Below are 22,328 nucleotides of genomic sequence, written 5' to 3'. Positions count from 1 at the left end.
GGAACTGCCAGGCATCCAAATTGGTATCTGCCCGAAAGGGTGACACCGGTTATCAGCGAGACCCCGCTGGTAGCAGCAGTATTCGGTGGTGCGGTAGTTCAGTCGGTTAGAATACCGGCCTGTCACGCCGGGGGTCGCGGGTTCGAGTCCCGTCCGCACCGCCACCCTCTTTAGGGGCGTAGTTCAATTGGTAGAGCACCGGTCTCCAAAACCGGGTGTTGGGGGTTCGAGTCCCTCCGCCCCTGCCAGAAATAAGAATCCTTTGCTTCGGCAAAGGATTTTTTTTTTTGCTTTTTATTCAGCAGAAAGATTAAAAAGGCCGAAAATATCAGCCTCTTCTCTCTATTCCTTCCTGAAGCCCTAGCGCGCCAGCACTGGAAACTTAAGCAGCTGTCGAATATGCGCCTGCTGGTCGCTGTTCTGCAGCCATACCGCGTATAAAGGACGCACCGCAACGGGCGTATCAGGGATCACCATCAGATCGCTATACAGGCTATGCCAGTAGTCGGGCAAAAATGCACATGCGCCCGTGGTGTACAGCAGCTCTCGCGTAACGTGCGCTGAGGTCGTCGTTAATACCGGCACATCGTCGCCACCCGACAGGTAGCTTTCATGCTGATGAAAGTCCGCGCCCCATTCAAGCTTGATGTAATCATACTTTTCTCGCTTTTCTGTTTTGCGCGCACGAAACAGCGCCAGCGAAATATGGCCGATCTGCTGGCTGGTAAGCTCATCCATTTTAGGCGCTTCTGTCGTGACCAGCAGATCCAGCTGTCGTTCGTGCAGCTGCTTGACCAGCAGGTGCCGCTGCGCCACGCGCGCCTCAAGATGCAGGCTCTCACGGTTCTCATAAAGGGTCTGCAGCCACGGCGTCAGATAGGCCTCCCATAGCGACGCGCTGGCACCTATCGACAGCTCATGATGCTGCTGCGTATGCGAGACCTCTTTCTTGGCCATCATCCAGGTGCTCATCAGGCTTTCCGCATAGGGCAGAAGACGTTCTCCTGCCGACGTCAGCCGTATGTTATTGCGATGACGGGTAAAAAGGTTAACGCCCAGCTGATTTTCCAGCTGACGGATGCGAAAGCTGACGGCGGACTGTGTGAGATAAAGTGCTTCTGCAGCACGCCCGAAATGGCGAGTTCTGCTCACTTCCAGGAAAGTTTTAAGTAATTCCGTATCCACAGCTTTCTCCCAAAAAATGTTTGTCGTATAGATTTAAATGTTTTGTTTTACACTCTGTCAAGCCTATCTAATACTCCGCGCCATTAATAGCTCGGCCATAAGAGAATCAGGAGCGTGTAAGATGGCGGAAAGCTTCTCAACCACAAATCGTTTCTTTGATAACAAACATTATCCGCGCGGTTTCTCGCGGCATGGTGATTTCACCATTAAAGAAGCCCAACTGCTGGAGCGTCATGGTTTTGCTTTTAATGAACTCGATTTAGCAAAGCGTGAGCCGATCACTGAAGAAGAGCGTCTCTTCTTAGAAGTATGTCGTGGTCTGCGTGAGCCGCAAACCGAAGCTGAGCGAGTATGGTCTAAATACACTGCCCGCATTAAGCGTCCTAAGCGTTTTCATACGCTCTCTGGCGGCAAGCCGCAGATGGATACGGTTGAAGATTACAGCGACAGCGATGACTAAGCGGAATGGGGCAATCAGCCCCATTTTTATTCCAGACTGCGGTGCAGATGTATCAGTAACCGATCAATAGTGCGATAACCGAGCGCCTCCTGAAGGTGAATACGTAAAATCCTCTCTTCACCCGCCAGATCGGCAATCGTACGCGACACCTTTAAAATACGCTGCCACGCCCGTACGGATAAACCTAACTGGTTAAGCACCTCCTCCAGCCACTCAGCATCTTCCCTGGCTATATCACACCACATCCTGATATCGACATTATTCATATGCGCATTGATCTTGCCTGCCCGCGCCATTTGCACTCTACGCGCCTTTATCACGCGCTCGGCGACGCTTGCTGAGCTTTCACCAGCGTCAGGGCGTTTGCTCAGCATTCCGCCCGGTAGCAGCGGAACCTCAATTGATAGATCGAAGCGATCGAGAAAAGGACCGGAGAGCTTGCTCAGGTAACGCAGCACCTGTTGCGGCGAGCAGCGGTTATGCTGACCCTGATAATGTCCGGTTGGGCTGGGATTCATTGCGGCGATGAGCTGAAAGCGTGCCGGATAGGTTACTTTCGCTCGGGCGCGAGAAATAGCGATTTCGCCCGACTCAAGGGGTTCCCGCAGCGCGTCCAGCGCTCGCCGGTCAAACTCCGGCAGCTCGTCCAGAAACAGCACGCCGTTATGCGCCAGCGAAATCTCGCCAGGGCGAGGTAATGATCCGCCGCCAGTCAGCGCATAGATAGACGCGCTGTGGTGAGGCGAACGAAAAGGCCGCTTACGCCACTCTCGCTGTAACGTAACCTTATCTACCAGGCTGGCAATAGCGGCGCACTCCAGCGCCTCTGTGTCGCTGAGCGGCGGCATAATACCGGGCAGGCGTGTTGCCAGCATGGTTTTGCCGGTGCCGGGAGGCCCAATCAACAGCAGGTTGTGCCCGCCAGCCGCCGTAATCTCCAGCGCGCGACGGCCTTGCTCCTGACCAATGATATCGCTCAGGTCTTCTGCAGTCTGTTGAGCGCCCTCTTGTTGAGCCTGCGCGCACGCGAGTTCAGCCTGATTTTGCAGATACGCACAGATCTCCAGCAGATGAGCGGCAACCAGCGTATCGCCATGCTCTATCAGACCGACATCCTGCTCATTCTCTGTAGAGAGGATAAGGCGCCGTCCGGCCCGCATCGCCGCCAGCGCGGCTGGAATCGCGCCCTGAACGCCGCAGAGCGCGCCGTTGAGGGCAAGTTCGCCCACGAACTCATGTTGCGACAGTTTCGCTTCAGGAAGCTGTTCAGACGCCACGAGAATAGCGAGCGCCATTGGCAGATCGTAACGTCCGCCCTCTTTAGGCAGATCGGCCGGCGCCAGATTGATGGTGATACGCCTGGCGGGAAAACTGAATCCGCTGTTAATAATGGCGCTGCGTACCCGCTCGCGCGCCTCCTTCACCGTTGTTTCGGGCAACCCGACCAGCGTCAGCGCGGGCAATCCGTTGCTGATATGCGCTTCGATAGTAACCTGCGGCGCTTCTACGCCTATCGCCGCTCGGGTAAAGATTCTGGACAATGTCATAACCGCTCCTTAAGGCGGCGATTATGGCGCGGCTGGGGCGATGTCACGAGCCGGAATAGCTCATCTGTCGAAAGGTGCCGCAATAAAGCAGACAGATTCCCGGCCCGCTGCAATTTTTCTGGAGCCGCTTTGCAAATCGTACGCTTAACTGTTGCGACACGGGCGTGATGAATATTTATCAATCAAAAAATAAAGCTTTAATTACAGTCTGATATCTCATCCTCGCGTTAGGAGGCATAAAAAAATCAGATGGAAAAAGTTGTCATCCAACCCATAACTGTGATAACTCTGTAGGTATTACTTCGAACAAACGAAAAAACAGACAACAGATGAAAGCCCTTCTACAAGTGATTAGCCTAGTCGTGATTAGCGTGGTGGTGATTATTAACCCACCGTGCGGGGCTGCGCTTGCAGGAAGAAAGGCTTAGAAATCAAGGCCGGAATTCGAAAAACCCCCGCACCGAAAGGTCCGGGGGTTTTTTTTTGACCGGAGTAAATATCAGCTAATTACCGAGGAGCAAACAATGAGCAGTAGCATAAAATTCTGTTGTTCCCCTAAGGATACAGGAGAATAACCATGACAGGTGCACAGTGGGTAGTTCAGGCTTTACGCGCGCAGGGTGTCGACACAGTATTTGGCTATCCTGGCGGCGCCATCATGCCAGTGTACGATGCGCTCTACGATGGCGGCGTGGAACACCTACTGTGTCGTCATGAACAAGGCGCAGTGGTTGCGGCGATTGGCTATGCCCGCGCAACCGGCAAAACCGGCGTCTGCATTGCCACATCTGGCCCTGGCGCGACCAATTTAATCACTGGCCTGGCCGATGCGATGATGGATTCAGTGCCGGTAGTCGCGATCACCGGACAAGTTTCTTCGGCGTTTATCGGCACTGACGCCTTTCAGGAGATCGACGTATTAGGCTTGTCGCTGGCCTGCACCAAACACAGCTTTCTGGTTGAGTCGCTGGATGATTTGCCTTCCGTCATGGCGGAAGCGTTCGCCATCGCTCAGTCAGGCCGCCCTGGCCCGGTACTGGTTGATATTCCTAAAGATATTCAAATTGCCAGCGGTGAGCTGACGCCGCATCTGCTGCAGGTCGAAGAGCCAGCCTCGCATTCACCGCAGCATATCGAAGAGGCGCGCGCGCTGATGGCGCGGTCGCACAAGCCAATGCTCTATATCGGCGGCGGCGTTGGAATGGCGCAGGCCGTTCCCGCGCTGCGCGCCATGGCGCAGGAGACCGGCATTCCCATGGTCGCCACGCTGAAAGGTCTCGGCAGCGCAGACAGCGAAAGCGATGTCTACCTCGGCATGCTGGGCATGCACGGCACCAAGGCCGCGAATCTCGCGGTTCAGTCCTGCGATTTGCTGATTGCCGTCGGGGCGCGTTTTGACGACCGCGTAACCGGCAAGCTCGATACCTTCGCGCCGCATGCCAGCGTGATCCATATTGATATCGACCCGGCCGAGCTGAATAAACTGCGCCGCGCACACGTCTCGCTGCAGGGCGATCTGAATCAGGTGCTGCCCGCGCTGAGCATGCCGTTGCAGATCGAGGCCTGGCGCGAAGAGGTGAAGGCGATGAAAGCGGCGTTCAGCTGGCCCTATGACCATCCCGGCGAGGCGATCTATGCGCCGCTGCTGCTGAAGCAGCTCTCCGATCGCAAGCCGGAAAGCGCCGTCATCACCACTGACGTTGGCCAGCATCAGATGTGGGCCGCGCAGCATATGAACTTCAGCGCGCCGGAGAATTTCATCACCTCAAGCGGCCTCGGCACTATGGGCTTCGGCCTGCCGGCTGCGGTAGGTGCCCAGGTCGCCCGCCCCGATGACACCGTGATCTGCGTAACCGGCGACGGCTCCATCATGATGAATATTCAGGAACTGGGCACCATTAAACGTAAAAAATTGCCGGTGAAAATTCTGCTGCTGGATAACCAGCGCCTCGGCATGGTGCGCCAGTGGCAACAGCTCTTTTTCGACGGACGCTATAGCGAAACTATTCTCACTGACAATCCCGATTTTCTGACGCTGGCCAGCGCGTTTGATATCCCAGGCCAGCGTATTAGCCGTAAAGATGAGGTCGACGCCGCACTTGATGCTCTGCTGAACAGCGAAGGTTCTTACTTCCTGCATGTTGCGATTGATGAGCATGAAAACGTCTGGCCACTGGTGCCGCCTGGTGCCAGCAATGCAAACATGATGGAGAAAACCGTATGAACCAGCACCAATTGTCTATCGAAGCTCGCTTCCGCCCTGAAATATTGGAGCGCATTTTACGCGTCGTCCGCCATCGCGGTTTTCAGGTCTGCGCCATGAATATGGGCGCAGTGGCTAACAGCGAAAACATCAATATCGAAATGACCGTTGCCAGTCAGCGCTCCGTCGATTTACTGTCTTCGCAGTTAAGCAAACTGATGGATGTCGCTTGCGTCCAGATCCAACAACATGCAACACAACAAATCCACGCCTGTTCGTGAAAGGAAAATAAGAATGAGTACCAAGAAAGCAGACTTTATTTGGTTCAATGGGGAGATGGTTAAGTGGGAAGACGCCAAGGTCAGCGTCATGTCTCATGCGCTGCACTATGGTACTTCTGTGTTTGAAGGCGTGCGCTGCTACGACTCGCACAAAGGCCCGGTGGTGTTCCGTCACCGTGAACATATGCAGCGTCTGCACGACTCAGCCAAAATTTACCGTTTCCCGCTGAAGTACAGCGTAGAAGAGCTGATGGAAGCGACCCGTAAAGTCCTGCGCGACAATAATCTGAAAAGCGCCTATATCCGTCCGCTGGCCTTTGTCGGCGACGTCGGCCTGGGCGTGAACCCGCCAGACGGCTACACCACCGACGTCATCATCGCCGCCTTCCCGTGGGGCGCGTATCTGGGCGCCGAAGCGCTGGAGAACGGCATCAACGCGATGGTCTCCTCATGGAACCGCGTTGCGCCGAACACCCTGCCGACCGCAGCGAAAGCGGGCGGCAACTATCTCTCTTCTCTGCTGGTGGGCAGCGAAGCGCGTCGTCACGGTTATCAGGAAGGCATCGCGCTGGACACCAACGGCTATATCTCTGAAGGCGCGGGCGAAAACCTGTTTGAAGTGAAAGACGGCATTCTGTTTACCCCGCCGTTTACCTCATCTGCACTGCCGGGCATCACGCGCGACGCCATTATTAAGCTGGCGCAGGATCTGGGTATCGAAGTGCGCGAGCAGGTGCTGTCCCGCGAATCACTTTACCTGGCAGACGAGATCTTTATGTCCGGCACCGCCGCGGAGATCACGCCGGTGCGCAGCGTTGACGGCATCCAGGTGGGCGAGGGCAAACGCGGTCCGGTGACCACCCAAATCCAGAAAGCCTTCTTCGGCCTGTTTACTGGCGAAACCGAAGATAAATACGGCTGGCTGGATCAGGTTAACGCATAACAAGACAGTAACGCGGGCGCAGCAGTGCCCGCGTCATTTTTCAGACTGGAGTAAACAGAGTATGCCTAAGTACCGTTCCGCCACTACCACTCACGGCCGCAATATGGCGGGTGCCCGCGCCTTGTGGCGCGCGACAGGAATGACCGACGCCGACTTCGGCAAACCGATTATCGCCGTGGTCAACTCATTCACCCAGTTCGTGCCGGGCCATGTCCATCTGCGCGATCTCGGCAAGCTGGTCGCCGAGCAGATTGAAGCGGCGGGCGGCGTGGCTAAAGAGTTCAACACCATTGCGGTGGATGACGGTATCGCCATGGGCCATGGCGGCATGCTCTATTCGCTGCCGTCGCGCGAGCTGATCGCCGACTCAGTGGAATATATGGTTAACGCGCACTGCGCCGACGCCATGGTCTGCATCTCCAACTGCGACAAAATCACGCCGGGGATGCTGATGGCGTCGCTGCGCCTCAATATTCCGGTCATCTTCGTTTCCGGCGGCCCAATGGAAGCGGGGAAAACCAAACTTTCCGATAAAATCATCAAGCTCGATCTGGTCGATGCGATGATTCAGGGCGCGAACCCGAACGTCAGCGATGCCGACAGCGAGCAGATTGAACGTTCCGCCTGCCCAACCTGCGGCTCCTGTTCCGGCATGTTCACCGCCAACTCCATGAACTGCCTGACCGAAGCGCTGGGCCTGTCGCAGCCGGGTAACGGCTCGCTGCTGGCGACCCACGCCGACCGCAAAGATCTCTTTATCAATGCCGGCAAACGCATCGTTAACCTGACCAAACAGTATTACGAGCAGGATGATGCGCGCGTACTGCCGCGCAATATCGCTAACAAAGCCGCGTTCGAAAACGCCATGACGCTTGATATCGCCATGGGTGGTTCTACCAACACCGTTCTGCACCTGCTGGCCGCCGCGCAGGAAGGCGACATCGACTTCAATATCTCCGACATCGATCGTCTGTCGCGCAAAGTGCCGCATCTGTGCAAAGTCGCGCCGAGCACGCAGAAATACCATATGGAAGATGTGCACCGCGCCGGTGGCGTAATCGGCATTCTCGGCGAGCTGGATCGCGCTGGTCTGCTGCATACCGACGTGCGCAACGTGCTGGGTCTGAATCTGCGCGAAACGCTGGATCAGTACGACATCATGCTGACCCAGGACGAGGCGGTGAAAAAAATGTTCCGCGCCGGTCCGGCGGGCATTCGCACGACGCAGGCTTTCTCGCAGGATTGCCGCTGGGATACGCTGGATAACGATCGCCAGGAGGGCTGTATCCGCACGCGTGAACACGCTTTCTCGCAGGATGGCGGCCTGGCGGTGCTCTACGGCAATCTGGCCGAAGATGGCTGCATCGTAAAAACGGCTGGCGTGGACAAAGAGATCCTCACCTTTAAAGGCCCGGCTAAAGTCTACGAAAGCCAGGATGATGCGGTTGAGGCGATCCTCGGCGGCAAAGTGGTCGCGGGCGACGTTGTGGTGATCCGCTACGAAGGGCCGAAAGGCGGGCCGGGCATGCAGGAGATGCTCTATCCGACCACCTATCTGAAATCGATGGGCCTCGGCAAAAGCTGCGCGCTGATCACCGACGGTCGCTTCTCCGGCGGTACCTCTGGCCTGTCGATCGGCCACGCCTCGCCGGAAGCAGCCAGCGGCGGCACGATCGCGCTGGTTAAAGATGGCGACATCATCGAAATCGATATCCCGAACCGCGGTATTAAGCTGGCGGTGCCGGATAACGAACTGCATGCGCGCCGCGAAGAGGAAGAAGCGCGTGGCGATGCGGCCTACACGCCGCATGGTCGCGAGCGTCAGGTTTCATTCGCGCTGCGCGCCTACGCATCCCTCGCCACCAGCGCCGACAAGGGCGCGGTGCGAGACAAGAGTAAGCTGGGAGGCTAACCGATGGCTGAGGCTCAACCGCTACCTGCGTCGCCCTGCGGCGCGGAATATTTGCGCGCAGTGCTGCGCTCGCCCGTGTATGAAGTCGCACAGGTGACGCCGCTGCAAAAAATGGAAAAAATTTCATCGCGTCTCGGCAACACCATTCTGGTGAAGCGCGAGGATCGTCAGCCGGTGCACAGCTTCAAGCTGCGCGGCGCCTACGCGATGATCGCCGGACTGAACGAAGAGCAGAAAGCGCGCGGCGTGGTGACGGCATCGGCCGGCAACCATGCGCAGGGCGTGGCGCTCTCCGCCAGCCGGCTCGGCATTAAATCGCTGATTGTGATGCCGGTGACCACGGCGGACATCAAGGTTGATGCGGTGCGCGCATTTGGCGGTGAGGCTTATCTCTACGGCGCTAACTTCGACGAGGCGAAAGCCAAAGCGATCGAGCTGGCGGAGCAGCAGGGCTACACCTTCGTGCCACCGTTTGACCATCCGGCGGTGATCGCCGGTCAGGGCACGCTGGCGATGGAGCTGCTGCAGCAGGATGCGCATCTCGATCGCGTCTTTGTGCCGGTCGGCGGCGGCGGCCTGGCGGCGGGCGTGGCGGTGCTGATCAAACAGCTGATGCCGCAAATCAAGGTTATCGCGGTGGAATCGCAAGACTCCGCCTGCCTGAAAGCGGCGCTGGAGGCTGGCGAGCCGGTGGATCTGCCGCGCGTCGGGCTGTTTGCCGAAGGCGTGGCGGTTAAGCGCATCGGTAACGAAACCTTCCGCCTGTGTCAGGAGTATCTCGACGACATCATCACCGTAGACAGTGATGCTATCTGCGCGGCGATGAAAGATCTGTTTGAAGATGTGCGCGCTGTCGCGGAGCCTTCAGGTGCGCTGGCGCTGGCGGGCATGAAGAAATATATCCAGCAGCACAGCATCAAAGGTGAACGTCTGGCCCATATTCTTTCGGGCGCCAACGTTAACTTCCACGGCCTGCGCTACGTTTCCGAGCGCTGTGAGCTGGGCGAGCAGCGTGAAGCGCTGCTGGCGGTCACCATCCCCGAACAGCAGGGCAGCTTCCTGAAGTTCTGCCAGACGCTGGGCGGTCGTGCGGTCACCGAGTTCAACTACCGCTACGCCGATGCCGATAACGCCTGCATCTTCGTTGGCGTGCGCTTAACGCGCGGGTTAGAGGAGCGCAGCGAGATTATCAGCCAGCTGACGCAGGGCGGTTATCAGGTAATGGATCTCTCTGACGACGAGATGGCGAAGCTGCATGTGCGTTATATGGTGGGCGGACGTCCGTCGAAGCCGCTGCGCGAACGCCTCTACAGCTTTGAATTCCCGGAAGCGCCCGGCGCGCTGCTGAAGTTCCTGCAAACGCTCGGCACGCACTGGAATATTTCACTGTTCCACTATCGCAGCCACGGCACCGATTATGGCCGCGTGCTGGCGGCCTTTGAAATCGGCGACAATGAACCACGCTTTGAATCGCATCTGACTGAGCTGGGTTATGAATGCCACGATGAGGCCAATAACCCGGCGTTCCGCTTCTTCCTCGCCGGTCAGTAATTACAGCAGGTGCCAGAAGGCATGAATCAGCGGCTCCCCGAGCCGCTTTTTTTGTACGCATACGCCCAGCTCCAGCGGCGCCACCGACTCCACATTCTCCAGCGTCAGCACGCGATTGCGCACCGGCTCCGGGCTGTTCTCCAGCACCACGTCCGGCAGCAGCGCGATGCCGCAGCCGAGCGCCACCATCGAGACAATTGCTTCATGCCCGGAGACCGTGGCGTAAATTTGCGGATTCGGGATGCGGTGGCGGCGAAACCAGAGATCGATGCCACGCCGCGCAGGCCCTTGATCGGGCAGGATAAAGGGGATTTTCGCCCAGTCGGGCGACTCCTGCGTCGCCTGGCTGCGCACCGGACAGGGCAGCGCCGGGGCGATTAAGACCAGCGGGATCAGGCCCAGCGGCGTAAAATCGATGCTGGCAGGCAGCGACTCAGGACGCCCGGCGATCGCCAGATCCGCCTCACCGGACTGCACCATTTCAATGGCGTCCGCGGCGTCGCCGGTTGTCAGCTTGATCTCCACCTGCGGATGCTCGGCGCGAAAGCGATCCAGAATCGGCGGCAGATGGCTGTAGGCGGCCGTCACCGAACAGAACAGGCGGAGTTCGCCGCTCAGCGACGGCCCGTTGAGATCCATCACGTGGCGCAGCTGCTGATACTGCAACAGGGTCTGCTGCGCGAACTGGCGCAGACGTTCACCCGCTTCGGTCAGGGTAACGGTGCGGTTATCGCGCAGAAACAGCGCATGTCCTACATCCTCTTCGAGACGCTGGATCTGACGCGACAGCGTTGACGGGCTGACGTGCATAGCGCGCGCAGTACGGCCAAAGTGGCAGCTTTCGGCCAGATGAAGAAACAGCTTCAGATCGCGTAAATCCATACGACTTAACCTCTCGCGTAGCGTTGCAAATCCTGCAATGTGGCCTTGCTAATATATCAATTTAAGCAACAGATTTCCTGTCATATGATGGGGTCATTCGCGGCGCTGCAGTCAGCAGCCGCTACCAGACAAAAACAAACACAACATCTGACCGGAGTGCCCATGGCTAACTACTTCAACACACTGAATCTGCGCAACCAGTTAGCGCAGTTAGGCAAATGTCGCTTTATGGCGCGCGATGAATTCGCCGACGGCGCCAGCTTCCTGAAAGGGAAAAAAGTGGTCATCGTGGGCTGTGGCGCACAGGGCCTTAACCAGGGCCTGAACATGCGTGATTCCGGTCTGGACGTCTCTTATGCGCTGCGTGCCGAAGCGATCGCCGAGAAGCGCGCTTCCTGGCGCAAGGCTACCGAGAACGGTTTTAAAGTAGGCACCTATGAAGAGCTGATCCCGCAGGCCGATCTGGTGGTTAACCTGACACCAGACAAACAGCACTCAGCTGTAGTGCAGGCCGTACAGCCGCTGATGAAAGAGGGCGCGGCGCTGGGCTACTCACACGGCTTTAATATCGTTGAAGTGGGCGAAACCATTCGTAAAGACATTACCGTCGTGATGGTTGCGCCGAAATGTCCGGGCACCGAAGTGCGTGAAGAGTACAAGCGCGGTTTTGGCGTACCGACCCTGATCGCCGTTCATCCGGAAAACGATCCGAAAGGCGAAGGCATGGCGATCGCCAAAGCCTGGGCGGCAGCAACCGGTGGCGACCGCGCGGGCGTGCTGGAATCTTCTTTCGTCGCGGAAGTGAAGTCTGACCTGATGGGCGAACAGACTATTCTGTGCGGCATGCTGCAGGCTGGTTCGCTGCTCTGCTTCGACAAGCTGGTGGCGGAAGGTCACGATCCGGCTTTCACCGAAAAACTGATTCAGTTCGGCTGGGAAACCATTACCGAATCACTGAAATTTGGCGGCATTACGCTGATGATGGATCGCCTCTCTAACCCGGCGAAACTGCGCGCTTACGCGCTGTCAGAGCAGCTGAAAGAGATTATGGCGCCGCTGTTCCAGAAGCATATGGACGATATCATCTCCGGCGAGTTCTCATCCGGCATGATGGCTGACTGGGCCAACGACGACAAAAACCTGCTGACCTGGCGTGAAGAGACCGGCAAAACCGCGTTTGAAACCGCGCCGCAGTTCGAAGGCAAAATCGAAGAGCAGGAGTACTACGATAAAGGCGTTCTGATGGTAGCGATGGTTAAAGCGGGCGTTGAGCTGGCGTTTGAAACCATGGTTGACGCGGGCATTATCGAAGAGTCTGCTTACTATGAATCACTGCACGAGCTGCCGCTGATCGCCAACACCATCGCGCGTAAGCGTCTGTATGAAATGAACGTGGTTATCTCCGATACCGCAGAGTACGGCAACTATCTCTTCTCCTTCGCTGCGGTGCCGCTGCTGAAAGAGTTTATGACTACGCTGCAGCCGGGCGATTTGGGCAAAGCAATTGAAGGCACGCAGGTTGATAACGCGCAGCTGCGCGACGTTAACGAAGCGATTCGTCAGCATCCGATCGAAGCGGTGGGTCGTAAACTGCGCGGCTACATGACCGACATGAAGCGTATCGCGGTCGCGGGCTAATTCACGCTCCCACACTTTTCAGCACAGAAAAACCCCGGCTTGCCGGGGTTTTTCACATCAGGCGTTTATGCCTTTCATGCCCTCTTCTGAATAGCGCTCGCCTTGCACCTGAATGCGCTGGCGGAGATCGTTCAGCAGCCTGACGTCCGCCTCGTCCAGCACCACCTCCGCCGCCATTGCGTTTTCGACCAGGTACTGAACGTGTTTAGTGCCCGGGATCGGCACCAGTTTGTCGTACTGCGCCAGCAGCCAGGCGAGCGCAATCTGACCTGGCGTACAGCGGTACTTCTCTGCCAGCGGGCGCACTGCGTTCAGCAAGGCGGCATTGTGATCGAGACTGGCCTGCTGGAAGCGCGCGCTGTTTTTGCGGAAGTCTCCCTCCGCGAAATCGCTGTTGCGGAGATATTTGCCGGTGAGGAAACCGCGGCCCAGCGGCGAATAGGCGACCAGCCCAATATCCAGCGCTTTAACCGCTGGCAGGATCTCCTCCTCAATGTCGCGCGTCCACAGCGAATACTCCGTTTGCAGGGCGGTAACAGGATGAACGGCGTGCGCGCGGCGTAAGGTTGCGGCTGAGACTTCGCACAGCCCGATATGCTCTATTTTTCCCTCGTTTACCAGGTGGCTCAGGCAGGCCATGCTCTCTTCGATGGGCGTATCCTGACTTATGCGGTGAAGATAAAAGAGATCGATACGCTCAACGCCAAGCCGCTTAAGGGAGTCGTGGCAGCAGCGCGTAATATAGTCAGGCCGGTTATTGATGGTGCGGCTATAAGCCTCATCGGGCGCGCGTTCTATGCCGCATTTGGTGGCGATCTTAAACCTGTTTCGCGTGGCGCTATCCAGCCCGGCCAGAAAACGCCCTGTGAGCTTTTCATTGTGTCCGCGGCCATACTGGTCCGCCGTATCAATAAAGGTCTGGTCCAGCTCGACGAGTTTATGCAAAAGCTGTAGCGACTGCGCATCATCCGTAGCGCCATAGAATTCACTAAGCCCCATCGCGCCATAGCCGATAGCGCTGACCTCAAAATCTTTTGCTAAGTAACGCGTTTTCATAATCCCTCCTGTTGTCCTGACCTGATTCTTTCACCAGGCGCAGCAGCAGGGAATTGCCCTTTTTGTGATGCGGAAAAGGTATCAGCAAGGCGGGGAGGGATCGCTGGCGCCCAGGATGTTCAGCGCCTGCAGAAGCGGTAAACGCTCGTCAGAACGGCGCGTCGCGGCATAGATATCGATATTCAACTGCTGCGCCTGATCCTCGGACAGCGCGCGGTAGCACAACCCTTCCTGGCTAAAAACGCATTTTGACTGAGGCAGCAGGGCAAACCCTTTACCGCGGGCGATATGCGCCAGCATCGTCAGCGAATCTTCCGGCTCTTTGCGCTTTTTCAGCGGCGTTTTCAGCTTAGCGAAAGCTTTTTCACACTTATCGTAGAAGGCAGGGTTGGCGCTTCTGGAAAACCAGAACAGCGGCAGATCGCTGACGTCATTCAGCGAAACCTTCTCCTGCTGGCTGGCGGGATGCGTCGCCGGCAGAGCGATAGACAGCGGCTCGCGGCAGAGCCAGTGATAGCGCACGCTCTCCTGATGATTTGCGCCTTTTTCTCCGGTCAGCACGATATCCAGCGTATTTTGCGTCAGGCACTGCAATAGCTGGGCTGAGGAGAGATCGGGAGAATCAATTTCATCGCCGACATCCAGCTGCGTCAGTCGCGCTCCCACAGGCTGTATGCGCGTAAAATCCAGCGTTTGGGTGAGGCCGATACGCAGACGATCCTGACAGGAAAGGGAGTCGGCGCTGAGAGCGTTAAGCGCCTCAAGAATTTTCTCCGCTCTGACAACCAGCACGCGTCCAGCCTCGGTCAGGCTGACCGCGTGGGTGCTGCGGCTGAACAGCTGCTGGTGGAGCAGAGACTCCAGGCTCTTAATCTGGCGCGTTAGCGGCGGCTGGGTCATGCTGAGGCGTTCGGCGGCCCGGCGAAAGTTAAGCTCATGCGCGACGGCCAGAAAACACTGAAGTTGTTTAACGCTGGGAAGGTTACTGCTGATCAGGTGAGCTGTTGTCGCCATGGTTCGTGTCCTGCATACCGAAGTCACAGGCACTATAACATGACGATAAACCCGGCCTGAGCCGGGTTTATCTGTTTGTCTTACACCGCTTCGTAGAGCGTCTGATGGCGCGTCTCTTTACAGGCGATCAGCGAAATCAGCGTCAGCGTCGCCATCGCTGCCAGGTAATAACCTACCGCCTGCAAACCGTAGCTGGCGTTCAGCCAGGTAGCGATATAAGGCGCAACCGAGGCGCCGAGAATCGACGACAGGTTATAGGAGAACGAGGCGCCGGTATAACGCACTTCGGTCGGAAACAGCTCCGGCAGCAGCGCGCCCATCGGGCCAAAGGTCAGCCCCATCACGCTCAGGCCGAGCAACAGGAAGGCCATCACCAGCGCCTGCGATCCAGAACCCAGCATCGACGGGAAAAGGAAGGCGAAGGCGATAATCATCAGCGTAATGGTGATCATGGTTTTACGGCGACCAAAGCGATCCGCCAGCAGACCGGCGATCGGCACCATCACGCCAAAGCCGATAACCGCCACCATCAGCATCCACAGGAAGCTGTTGCGCGTGAAGCCGAGACCCGCAGGCGCAGGCGCAGTGCCGTAGCTCATCGAGTAGACCGTCATAATGTAGAACAGCGTATAGGTCGCCAGCATGATAAAAGTGCCGAGGATGGTCGCCTTCAGATGCTGGCCAAGCAGCGTGCCGATTGGGATGCGCACCTGTTTTTTCTCTTTCTGCACCTTCGCAAATACCGGGCTTTCATGCAGCGAGACGCGCACATAGAGACCGATAATGACCAGCACCGCCGAGAGGATAAAGGGTACGCGCCAGCCCCACTGCATAAACTGCTCGTCGGTCAGCAGCCAGGAGAGCAGCAGAAAGGTGCCGTTGGCGAAGAAGAAGCCGATCGGCGCGCCAAGCTGCGGGAAAGAGCCATAGAGCGCGCGCTTTTTCGCCGGGGCGTTTTCCGTCGCCAGCAGCGCCGCGCCGCCCCATTCACCGCCAAGGCCGAGACCCTGACCAAATCGTGCCAGCGCCAGCAGCAGCGGCGCCGCGACGCCAATTGACTGGTAGCCCGGCAGCAAGCCGATGATCACAGTAGAGACGCCCATAGTCAGCAGCGAAGCTACCAGCGTCGCCTTACGGCCTACGCGATCGCCGAAGTGGCCGAAAAGGGCGGAGCCGATCGGGCGCGCCACAAAGGCGATAGCGAAGGTCGCCAGCGACTGTAGCGTCGCCACGGTGTTATCGCCCTGCGGGAAGAAAATATGTGGAAAAACAATTACCGCCGCCGTGGCGTAGATATAAAAATCGAAGAATTCAATGGCCGTACCGACCAGCGAGGCCACCACGACTTTGCCGCGAGAATTCACTGGCGTATCGTCTTGTGACTTTTTCAGAGGTTCTGTGATGGAGGCTTGCATAACTGTTTCTTAATTGTAAATAGAGACCAGGAATATTACGCACCTGTCATGCTGCATTCAACGGTGATAAACCGCGCCAGAACGGGCTTTTTCGGCGAAAAAGTGAATAATTTGTGTCGAAATGGAATGCGTGGATTAAGGCAGGGAGAAGCCCGACTTTTGCAGCGGGAATCTCTATAAAACGGGTAAATAAAAGTGACCCTTCAGCTATTCATCCTGCTGGTTGCATAATAAATAGCCGAAGGGGAAAATTTTCCGCTGATGTTAACGTTTTGTCACACCCGGCGATGCGAGCCGCGACCCGCTTCCGGCAGTTGCGGATCGTCCTTATATTTAGCCGTGGCGATCCAGGCGGCGCAGAAGAGCGTTAAACGGGCAAAAAAATAGAAGAACGCCATCAGACCGAGTACAGAGCCAAAGGCTGCGCCGGAGGGCGACGAGGCCAGCTTCGGCAGCGTCATCGTCATAATAAACTTGATTAACTCAAAGCCGATTGCCGCCAGCAGCGTGCCGCGAAACAGCGCTTTTTTACGCGGCTTGTGGCGGGGCAATATCCAGAAAATCCACAGGAACAGGAGATAGTTCGCCAGAATCGAAATGGCCAGCGCTATCGCCGTCATTGCCGGGCGCAGCCACTCAATATCTGCCAGCCCCAGCGCGTTGACGATAGCCGTCTGCGCCGCGCCGGCGATAGAGGTCAGCGACAGGGTGATCACCAGCGCCAGCATCAGGCCGATTAGCGAGATCAGGTCGCGCAGATACTTTTTCCAGAACTTCTCCTGATCGTCCGGCTTACGCTCCCAGACATCGCGCGACTGAGCGCGCACCGCTTCGCGCAGGTTGCCCATCCAGTTAATGCCGGAGTAGAGCGCCAGCAGCAGACCGGTGATGCCGACGGTCGCGCGCTGCTGGATCGCCGTATTTACCGTATTCTTCAGCGTAGTGGCGAGCGTAGGATCGCTAATGCTGTTAACGATCTTATTGATCAGCTGCGACAGCAGATCCTGGTTTGACGCCAGCACGAAGCCCACCGCGGCGAAAGAGACCATCAGGATCGGGATAAGCGACAGGAAAGAGAAGTAGGTAATGGCCGCGCCAAACTGGCTCCCCAGACGATCGTTAAAGCGCTCCAGCGCGCGAATAAAGTGCGCCACCGCCGGAATGGCCTGAAACCAGGCGGCAAAGCGCGATACGCGACGAATCGACCCGTCAACGGTCTTATTGCCGGTCTGAATATCGATCAGCGGTTTGGCTTGTTCGGGATTAGTTGGGTTTTCCTGTTTGTCCGTCATAGACAGTTATCATCCTGCTTAACTTGAAAAGGCAATTATAGCCGCTCAGGTGACATACTCCTGTAGTACCTGACTCAGCCATTCCATAAACACGCGCACGCGACGCGCCACATTGCGCCGGTGAGGGTAGAGCAGCGAAATCGGCATTGGCTTCGCCGGGAAGGCGTGCAGCACCTCTACCAGCTGGCCGGACTCCAGCAGCGGATAGATGCCCATCGCCGGCACCTGAATAATGCCCAGTCCGGCCAGGCAGGCGGCGCGATAGGTTTCGGTGCTGTTGACCGTCACTACGCCGCCGGTCTGCACGTAATGGCACTGTTTGCCGTCGAAATACTCAAAGCCGGGCGAAGGCTGGCCGAGCTGCTGCGTGTAGTGCACCATGGCGTGCGACGACAGCTCCTCCAGCCGCGTCGGCATGCCGAAGCGGGAAAGGTAGCCAGGGCTGGCGCAGTTAATCAAGGTATAGGTGCCGATTTTCCGCGCAATCAGGCCGGAATCCTTTAACTCGCCGACGCGTATAACGCAGTCAAAGCCTTCACGAATAACATCCACCATGCGGTCACTGCTGCTGAGCTCGATTTCTACGCCGGGGTAGTGCTGTAAAAACTCCGGCAGGCGCGGCAGGATAAAACCGGTTGCCATCGCGACAGACATATCGACGCGCAGCTTGCCGCTCAGCGTAGCGGGATCGTGCTGGAACAGGCTGTCCATATCCTCGATCATCGACAGCAAATCGAGGCAGCGGTCGTAGTAGACCAGCCCGTCCTGCGTAAGCTGCACGCGGCGCGTGGTGCGATGCAGCAGCCGCGTCCCCATCTGATTTTCCAGCGCCTGTAGCTGGCGCGACACGCTACCTTTCGGCAGGCCTAAGCTCTCTGCCGCGCGGGTAAAACTGCCCATCTCCGCAACCCGCACAAAAACCTGCATTGCGTGAATTTTGTCCATGTTGTTCACCGATTGTTGTTGTAAGTGAAACAGTGCTGCGTATTCCCAAGCGTTTATAGATCAATTATTCGGGAATATCCTGATTTGGTGTTCAATTTTGCAACAGGATCGAAACATGACTCATAAAATTGCATTGATTACAGGCGCGAACCGCGGTTTAGGCAAGAATGCAGCCTTAAAACTGGCTGCAAAGGGCGTCGATATCCTGTTTACCTGGCGCAGCCATAATGAAGAAGCGGAGGCGCTGGTGAAAGAGATCGAGGCGCTCGGCAGCCGCGCGGTCGCGCTAAAGCTGGATGTCGGCGACAGCCGCCAGTTCGACGGCTTTGTCGCGCAGGTCAAAGAGGCGCTGAAAAACAGCTGGCAGCGGGAGCGCTTTGATTACTTAGTGAACAATGCCGGACATGGTCACTATAAGCTATTTAGCGAGACCACAGAGGAGGAGTTCGACGCGCTGGTTAACGTCCATTTTAAAGGCCCCTATTTCCTGACCCAGAAGCTGCTGCCGCTGATCAACGACGGCGGGCGGATACTGAATATCTCCAGCGGCCTGACGCGCATCACCTATCCCGGCTCCGGCACCTACGCCGCTATGAAGGGCGCGATGGAAGTGCTGACGCGTTATCAGGCGAAAGAGCTGGGTGAACGCCGCATTCGCGTCAATATCCTGGCGCCGGGCGCCATTGAGACTGACTTCGGCGGCGGTCGCGTGCGCGATAACAAGGAAATCAACGATACCATCGCGGCCTTTACCGCGCTGGGGCGCGTAGGCCAGCCGGATGATATCGGCGACGCCATCAGCGCCATCCTCAGCGACGAAACCGGCTGGATCACGGCGCAGCGTATTGAAGCGTCGGGCGGTCAGGCGCTATAGGTACTGCTTGCAGGCGCGCGGTTGCCCCGCGCGCCTTTGCAATCGAGTGGCGGCACCGGAACCGCAGCGTTGAGGCTACAGCGCGATGGTGCCGTCAATTACCGTAACGGTTTTTCCGCCGACCCAAATCGTGTCGCCCTCGTAGCGCACCGCCACGCGGCCCTCACGCTGAATCGCCGTACCCTGGCGCGTCCGGTAATCCCGCAGCTGCCCCTGGGCGGCAAAATAGCGCGCCAGGCAGGCGTTGGCGCTGCCGGTAATGGGATCTTCCGTCAGGCTGCCGTTCTCCACCAGCAGGCCGCGCACCTCATACTGCTCGCTCTCGCCATTCGGCAGCGGGCCGAACGGCATAACGCCGCTGACGCCTGCATGAGCGATAAGGCGCTGCAAATCGCTGACGGCAGGCTGAATCGCCAGCACCGCGTCGGCGCTAATCATCGGGATCAGCAGCCAGCGAATGCCCATATCGACGACGGCGGGCGTTTGCGTGGTATCGAACAGTTCGCAGTTCAGCGCATTGCCCATTAACGCGTCGGTGAAGGGCGTAATGCTCGCCTCTGGCGCGGCAAACGCCAGCGACCCGTCGGCGGCGATGCTGACCGTCACGTTGCCGACGCCGCACTCCTGCACGATCTCACCCGGATTTTTCGTCGGCCAGCCCGCTTCCAGCAGCGCGTGCGCCGTTCCCAGCGTAGGATGACCGGCAAATGGCAGCTCCCCTTCAACGGTAAAGATGCGCACGCGATAGTCAGCCTGCGGATGCTGCGGCGGCAGTACAAAGGTGGTCTCTGACAAATTGGTCCAGCGGGCGATGGTCAGCAGCTGGTCGTCGCTCAGCCCCTGCGCATCCATAATCACCGCCAGCGGGTTGCCGTTAAAGGCTGATGAGGTAAAGACATCTACTTGCTTAAAGGCGACGTTCATTACTGCTCCTTTCTCAACAGGGCATTTCCACGCCCGAAATTTGCGTTTATTGCCTGACAGGGTTATCAATATGTTAACAATCCCCGCAGGAGACCATTATGCTGAAAATCCTTGGGCGCGACTCGTCAATCAACGTGCGTAAAGTGCTCTGGCTTTGTGACGAGCTGGATCTCGACTATGAGCACGAGGAGTGGGGCGCAGACCCTGACTCGCTGCGTAAACCGGAATTTCTCGCCCTTAACCCTAACGCCCTGATCCCTGTACTTATTGATGACGACTTCGTCATGTGGGAGTCAAACGCCATCCTGCGCTACCTGGCTAATGCCTATGAAGGCGACTGGCTCTATCCGCAAAATCCGCGCGCCCGCGCGCCGGTCGATCAGTGGATGGACTGGCAGTCCACTGAACTCAATACCTCGTGGCGCTACGCTTTTATGTCGCTGGTGCGCAATTCGCCCGCACATCAGGATCCGCGCCTGCTGGCGGCGGCCTGCAAAGGGTGGGCGCACACTATGGGCATTCTCAACCAGCAGCTGGAGAAAACCGGGCGCTATGTCGCAGGCCGCAACTTTACCCTGGCGGATATCGGCGTCGGGCTGGCGGTAAACCGCTGGTATGAAACCCCACTGGATCATCCCAGCCTGCCTGCGGTGCGTAACTACTATGAGCGCCTTACCGAACGCCACCCTTACACGGTCTGGGGACGTAACGGCAAACCCTGATCGATCCCAGGCGCCACTCCCGCCAGCTCACAGGCGACAGCGCCGGTGCGCTTCAGCGCCCAGGTATAGCGATCGTCAAAGGGGTAGCAGCAGGAGAGGCGCAACGCATGGTTATAGCGCTCGCTTAGCGAATAGAGCGCACCAGGCGTGACGCAGATCTGCTCCTGCAGCAGGCGGTGAAACATCGCCACGGTATTAACCTGTTCTGGCAGCTCCACCCAAAAAACAAACCCGCCGCGCGGCAGCGTCGCGCGCGTTCCCTGCGGAAAATGGCGGGCGATCAGGCCGCGCGCCTCATCCATATTGGCGGCATAGCGGCGACGCAGCGTGCGCAGGTGGTGATCGTAACCGCCGTTGGCGAGAAATTCCGCCAGGGTTTCCGACAGCAGCCGGGATTCCGCCATGGAGGAGACCGCTTTCAGGCGCGCAATCGCCTCATGGAAACGGCCTGCCGCAATCCAGCCGATACGAAAGTCGGGCGCGACGGTTTTGGTAAAGCTGGTGCAGTAGATCACCCAGCCTTCGCTATCGAACGACTTTACGGCAGGCGAGAGCGGCCAGTCGAACTGGAGTTCGTCATACAGTCCGTCTTCCAGCAGAGGAACGTTGTAAGTATTAACTAACTTCGCCAGACGCTGTTTGTTCTGCCGCGACATGCAGCAGCCCAGCGGATTTTGCGCGCTCGGCATAGCAATTAGCGCCTGAATGCGCTTCTCCTGCAGCAGCATCTCCAGCGCGTCGAGCGAAAGCCCCTGCTGCGGATCGGTAGGAATCTCCAGCGCCTTCAGCCCCAGCGACGCCAGCAGCGGAAAAAGAAAGAAGTAGGTCGGCGACTCCAGACCAACGCAGTCGCCCGGCTGGGTCACCGCACGCAGTGCCAGCTGTAGCGCCTCCATACAGCCGTGGGTCAGGGTGATCTCTTCGCTGGTCAGCGACACGCCCGCATGCAGCGCACGACGCGCTATCTCCTCCCGTAAGCGCTCACTACCAGGTGGAAGCGCATAGCGCCCGATCAAATCGGGGTTGCGCCGCAGCAGCGAGGCGGTAATGCGGCTCAGACGCGCCGAGGGATAAAGTTCGCTATCCTGCGGGCAGGCCAGCGAAATATTGACGTAATCGGGATGATTCTGCGCGGCGAACACCTGATCGATCAGGTCGAGCTTTTCGCTGCTCGGATCTTTAATGCGCGCGCGGTGCGCCGCAGGTCGCGTCAGGGCGGGCAGTACGCTGCGCACATAGTAGCCGGACTGGGGGCGCGCCTCGATCAGGCCGCGGTCTTCCAGCAGCTGCCAGGCGTTCAGTACGGTATTGATGCTGATTTGATGAGTCTGCGCCACCCGGCGAATTGCGGGCAGGCGTTTGCCTGGCTTCAGCGTGCCCTGATGGATCGCCTCAGCGAAACTGTCAGCAAGCTGGTAGTAGAGTGGCTGATCGTCAGAGAAAGCAAGGGACACAAAAGCCTCCACGAGTCATGGGTACAATAG

Annotated in this window: 20 protein-coding genes and 2 tRNA genes; 12 read left to right on the top strand and 10 right to left on the bottom strand. The window is 57.8% G+C overall.

What is annotated here, in order from left to right; genetic code table 11:
• Window positions 1-87 precede the first annotated feature (87 nt).
• Window positions 88-164: transfer RNA gene (locus B3797_RS07080), tRNA-Asp, on the top strand.
• Window positions 165-172: 8 nt separating this feature from the next.
• Window positions 173-248: transfer RNA gene (locus B3797_RS07075), tRNA-Trp, on the top strand.
• 112 nt (window positions 249-360) lie between these two features.
• On the opposite strand, the gene hdfR is transcribed toward B3797_RS07075, so the two are convergent.
• Window positions 361-1,185 (bottom strand): HTH-type transcriptional regulator HdfR, encoded by an 825-nt coding sequence (hdfR, locus tag B3797_RS07070; RefSeq protein WP_081136806.1) that lies wholly within the window; start codon window positions 1,183-1,185, stop codon window positions 361-363.
• A gap of 121 nt (window positions 1,186-1,306) precedes the next feature.
• Here hdfR and B3797_RS07065 point away from each other — a divergent pair, with 121 nt between their 5' ends.
• Window positions 1,307-1,645 carry a DUF413 domain-containing protein gene (locus B3797_RS07065; RefSeq protein ID WP_120457015.1) on the top strand — a complete coding sequence of 113 codons (339 nt, stop codon included), beginning with the start codon at window positions 1,307-1,309 and terminating at the stop codon, window positions 1,643-1,645.
• Between the two features lie 26 nt (window positions 1,646-1,671).
• Here the strand turns inward: B3797_RS07065 and B3797_RS07060 are convergent, their stop codons facing one another.
• Window positions 1,672-3,192 (bottom strand): YifB family Mg chelatase-like AAA ATPase, encoded by a 1,521-nt coding sequence (locus tag B3797_RS07060; protein ID WP_311790730.1) that lies wholly within the window; start codon window positions 3,190-3,192, stop codon window positions 1,672-1,674.
• A gap of 329 nt (window positions 3,193-3,521) precedes the next feature.
• On the opposite strand from B3797_RS07060, the gene ilvL reads away from it, so the two are divergent.
• From ilvL to ilvA, 6 genes are all read left to right on the top strand, one after another.
• On the top strand, window positions 3,522-3,620 hold the full coding sequence (ilvL, locus tag B3797_RS07055; protein ID WP_120457371.1) for an ilv operon leader peptide: 99 nt from the start codon (window positions 3,522-3,524) through the stop codon (window positions 3,618-3,620).
• A 149-nt stretch (window positions 3,621-3,769) separates the two neighbouring features.
• The gene (gene ilvG / locus B3797_RS07050) at window positions 3,770-5,416 is read left to right on the top strand and encodes an acetolactate synthase 2 catalytic subunit (RefSeq protein ID WP_311790729.1); all 1,647 of its coding nucleotides are present in this window, start codon (window positions 3,770-3,772) and stop codon (window positions 5,414-5,416) included.
• A complete protein-coding gene (gene ilvM, locus B3797_RS07045) occupies window positions 5,413-5,676 on the top strand; it encodes an acetolactate synthase 2 small subunit (RefSeq protein WP_120457021.1) in 264 nt (87 codons plus the stop codon). The genes ilvG and ilvM overlap by 4 nt, the downstream gene beginning before the upstream one ends.
• A gap of 13 nt (window positions 5,677-5,689) precedes the next feature.
• Window positions 5,690-6,619: a branched-chain amino acid transaminase gene (locus tag B3797_RS07040; RefSeq protein ID WP_120457023.1), complete on the top strand. Its 930-nt coding sequence runs from the start codon at window positions 5,690-5,692 to the stop codon at window positions 6,617-6,619.
• Between the two features lie 61 nt (window positions 6,620-6,680).
• The gene (gene ilvD, locus B3797_RS07035) at window positions 6,681-8,531 is read left to right on the top strand and encodes a dihydroxy-acid dehydratase (protein ID WP_120457025.1); all 1,851 of its coding nucleotides are present in this window, start codon (window positions 6,681-6,683) and stop codon (window positions 8,529-8,531) included.
• A 3-nt stretch (window positions 8,532-8,534) separates the two neighbouring features.
• Window positions 8,535-10,082 (top strand): threonine ammonia-lyase, biosynthetic, encoded by a 1,548-nt coding sequence (gene ilvA, locus B3797_RS07030; protein WP_311790728.1) that lies wholly within the window; start codon window positions 8,535-8,537, stop codon window positions 10,080-10,082.
• On the opposite strand, the gene ilvY is transcribed toward ilvA, so the two are convergent.
• Window positions 10,083-10,964: an HTH-type transcriptional activator IlvY gene (gene ilvY / locus B3797_RS07025; protein ID WP_311783971.1), complete on the bottom strand. Its 882-nt coding sequence runs from the start codon at window positions 10,962-10,964 to the stop codon at window positions 10,083-10,085.
• 162 nt (window positions 10,965-11,126) lie between these two features.
• Between ilvY and ilvC the strand changes: the two genes are divergently transcribed.
• Window positions 11,127-12,602, top strand: a complete 1,476-nt coding sequence (gene ilvC, locus B3797_RS07020; RefSeq protein ID WP_311790727.1) for a ketol-acid reductoisomerase — start codon at window positions 11,127-11,129, stop codon at window positions 12,600-12,602.
• Between the two features lie 57 nt (window positions 12,603-12,659).
• On the opposite strand, the gene B3797_RS07015 is transcribed toward ilvC, so the two are convergent.
• The 5 genes from B3797_RS07015 to B3797_RS06995 all read right to left on the bottom strand — a co-directional run bounded on the left by B3797_RS07015 (window position 12,660) and on the right by B3797_RS06995 (window position 18,324).
• Complete coding sequence (locus B3797_RS07015; RefSeq protein WP_311790726.1) at window positions 12,660-13,658, bottom strand: aldo/keto reductase; 999 nt, start codon at window positions 13,656-13,658, stop codon at window positions 12,660-12,662.
• 81 nt (window positions 13,659-13,739) lie between these two features.
• On the bottom strand, window positions 13,740-14,672 hold the full coding sequence (locus B3797_RS07010) for a LysR family transcriptional regulator (protein WP_311790725.1): 933 nt from the start codon (window positions 14,670-14,672) through the stop codon (window positions 13,740-13,742).
• Window positions 14,673-14,752: 80 nt separating this feature from the next.
• Window positions 14,753-16,087 (bottom strand): MFS transporter, encoded by a 1,335-nt coding sequence (locus B3797_RS07005; RefSeq protein ID WP_311790724.1) that lies wholly within the window; start codon window positions 16,085-16,087, stop codon window positions 14,753-14,755.
• Window positions 16,088-16,362: 275 nt separating this feature from the next.
• The gene (yhjD, locus tag B3797_RS07000) at window positions 16,363-17,379 is read right to left on the bottom strand and encodes an inner membrane protein YhjD (RefSeq protein WP_311783976.1); all 1,017 of its coding nucleotides are present in this window, start codon (window positions 17,377-17,379) and stop codon (window positions 16,363-16,365) included.
• 45 nt (window positions 17,380-17,424) lie between these two features.
• On the bottom strand, window positions 17,425-18,324 hold the full coding sequence (locus B3797_RS06995; RefSeq protein ID WP_311783977.1) for a LysR family transcriptional regulator: 900 nt from the start codon (window positions 18,322-18,324) through the stop codon (window positions 17,425-17,427).
• A 115-nt stretch (window positions 18,325-18,439) separates the two neighbouring features.
• Here B3797_RS06995 and B3797_RS06990 point away from each other — a divergent pair, with 115 nt between their 5' ends.
• The gene (locus B3797_RS06990) at window positions 18,440-19,198 is read left to right on the top strand and encodes an SDR family NAD(P)-dependent oxidoreductase (protein ID WP_311783978.1); all 759 of its coding nucleotides are present in this window, start codon (window positions 18,440-18,442) and stop codon (window positions 19,196-19,198) included.
• 75 nt (window positions 19,199-19,273) lie between these two features.
• Here the strand turns inward: B3797_RS06990 and B3797_RS06985 are convergent, their stop codons facing one another.
• The gene (locus B3797_RS06985; RefSeq protein ID WP_311790723.1) at window positions 19,274-20,122 is read right to left on the bottom strand and encodes a PhzF family phenazine biosynthesis protein; all 849 of its coding nucleotides are present in this window, start codon (window positions 20,120-20,122) and stop codon (window positions 19,274-19,276) included.
• Window positions 20,123-20,220: 98 nt separating this feature from the next.
• Between B3797_RS06985 and B3797_RS06980 the strand changes: the two genes are divergently transcribed.
• Complete coding sequence (locus tag B3797_RS06980; RefSeq protein ID WP_126689863.1) at window positions 20,221-20,844, top strand: glutathione S-transferase family protein; 624 nt, start codon at window positions 20,221-20,223, stop codon at window positions 20,842-20,844.
• Here B3797_RS06980 and B3797_RS06975 read toward each other — a convergent pair.
• A complete protein-coding gene (locus tag B3797_RS06975; protein WP_311790722.1) occupies window positions 20,811-22,298 on the bottom strand; it encodes a PLP-dependent aminotransferase family protein in 1,488 nt (495 codons plus the stop codon). The two genes, B3797_RS06980 and B3797_RS06975, sit on opposite strands and share 34 nt — an antisense overlap.
• Window positions 22,299-22,328: the final 30 nt, after the last annotated feature.

The organism is Pantoea sp. UBA5923 (assembly GCF_002431095.1).
GTDB lineage: Bacteria > Pseudomonadota > Gammaproteobacteria > Enterobacterales > Enterobacteriaceae > Pantoea > Pantoea piersonii.
The sequence above is the reverse complement of the archived record's forward strand: the minus strand, read 5'-3'. Positions and strand labels throughout refer to the sequence as shown.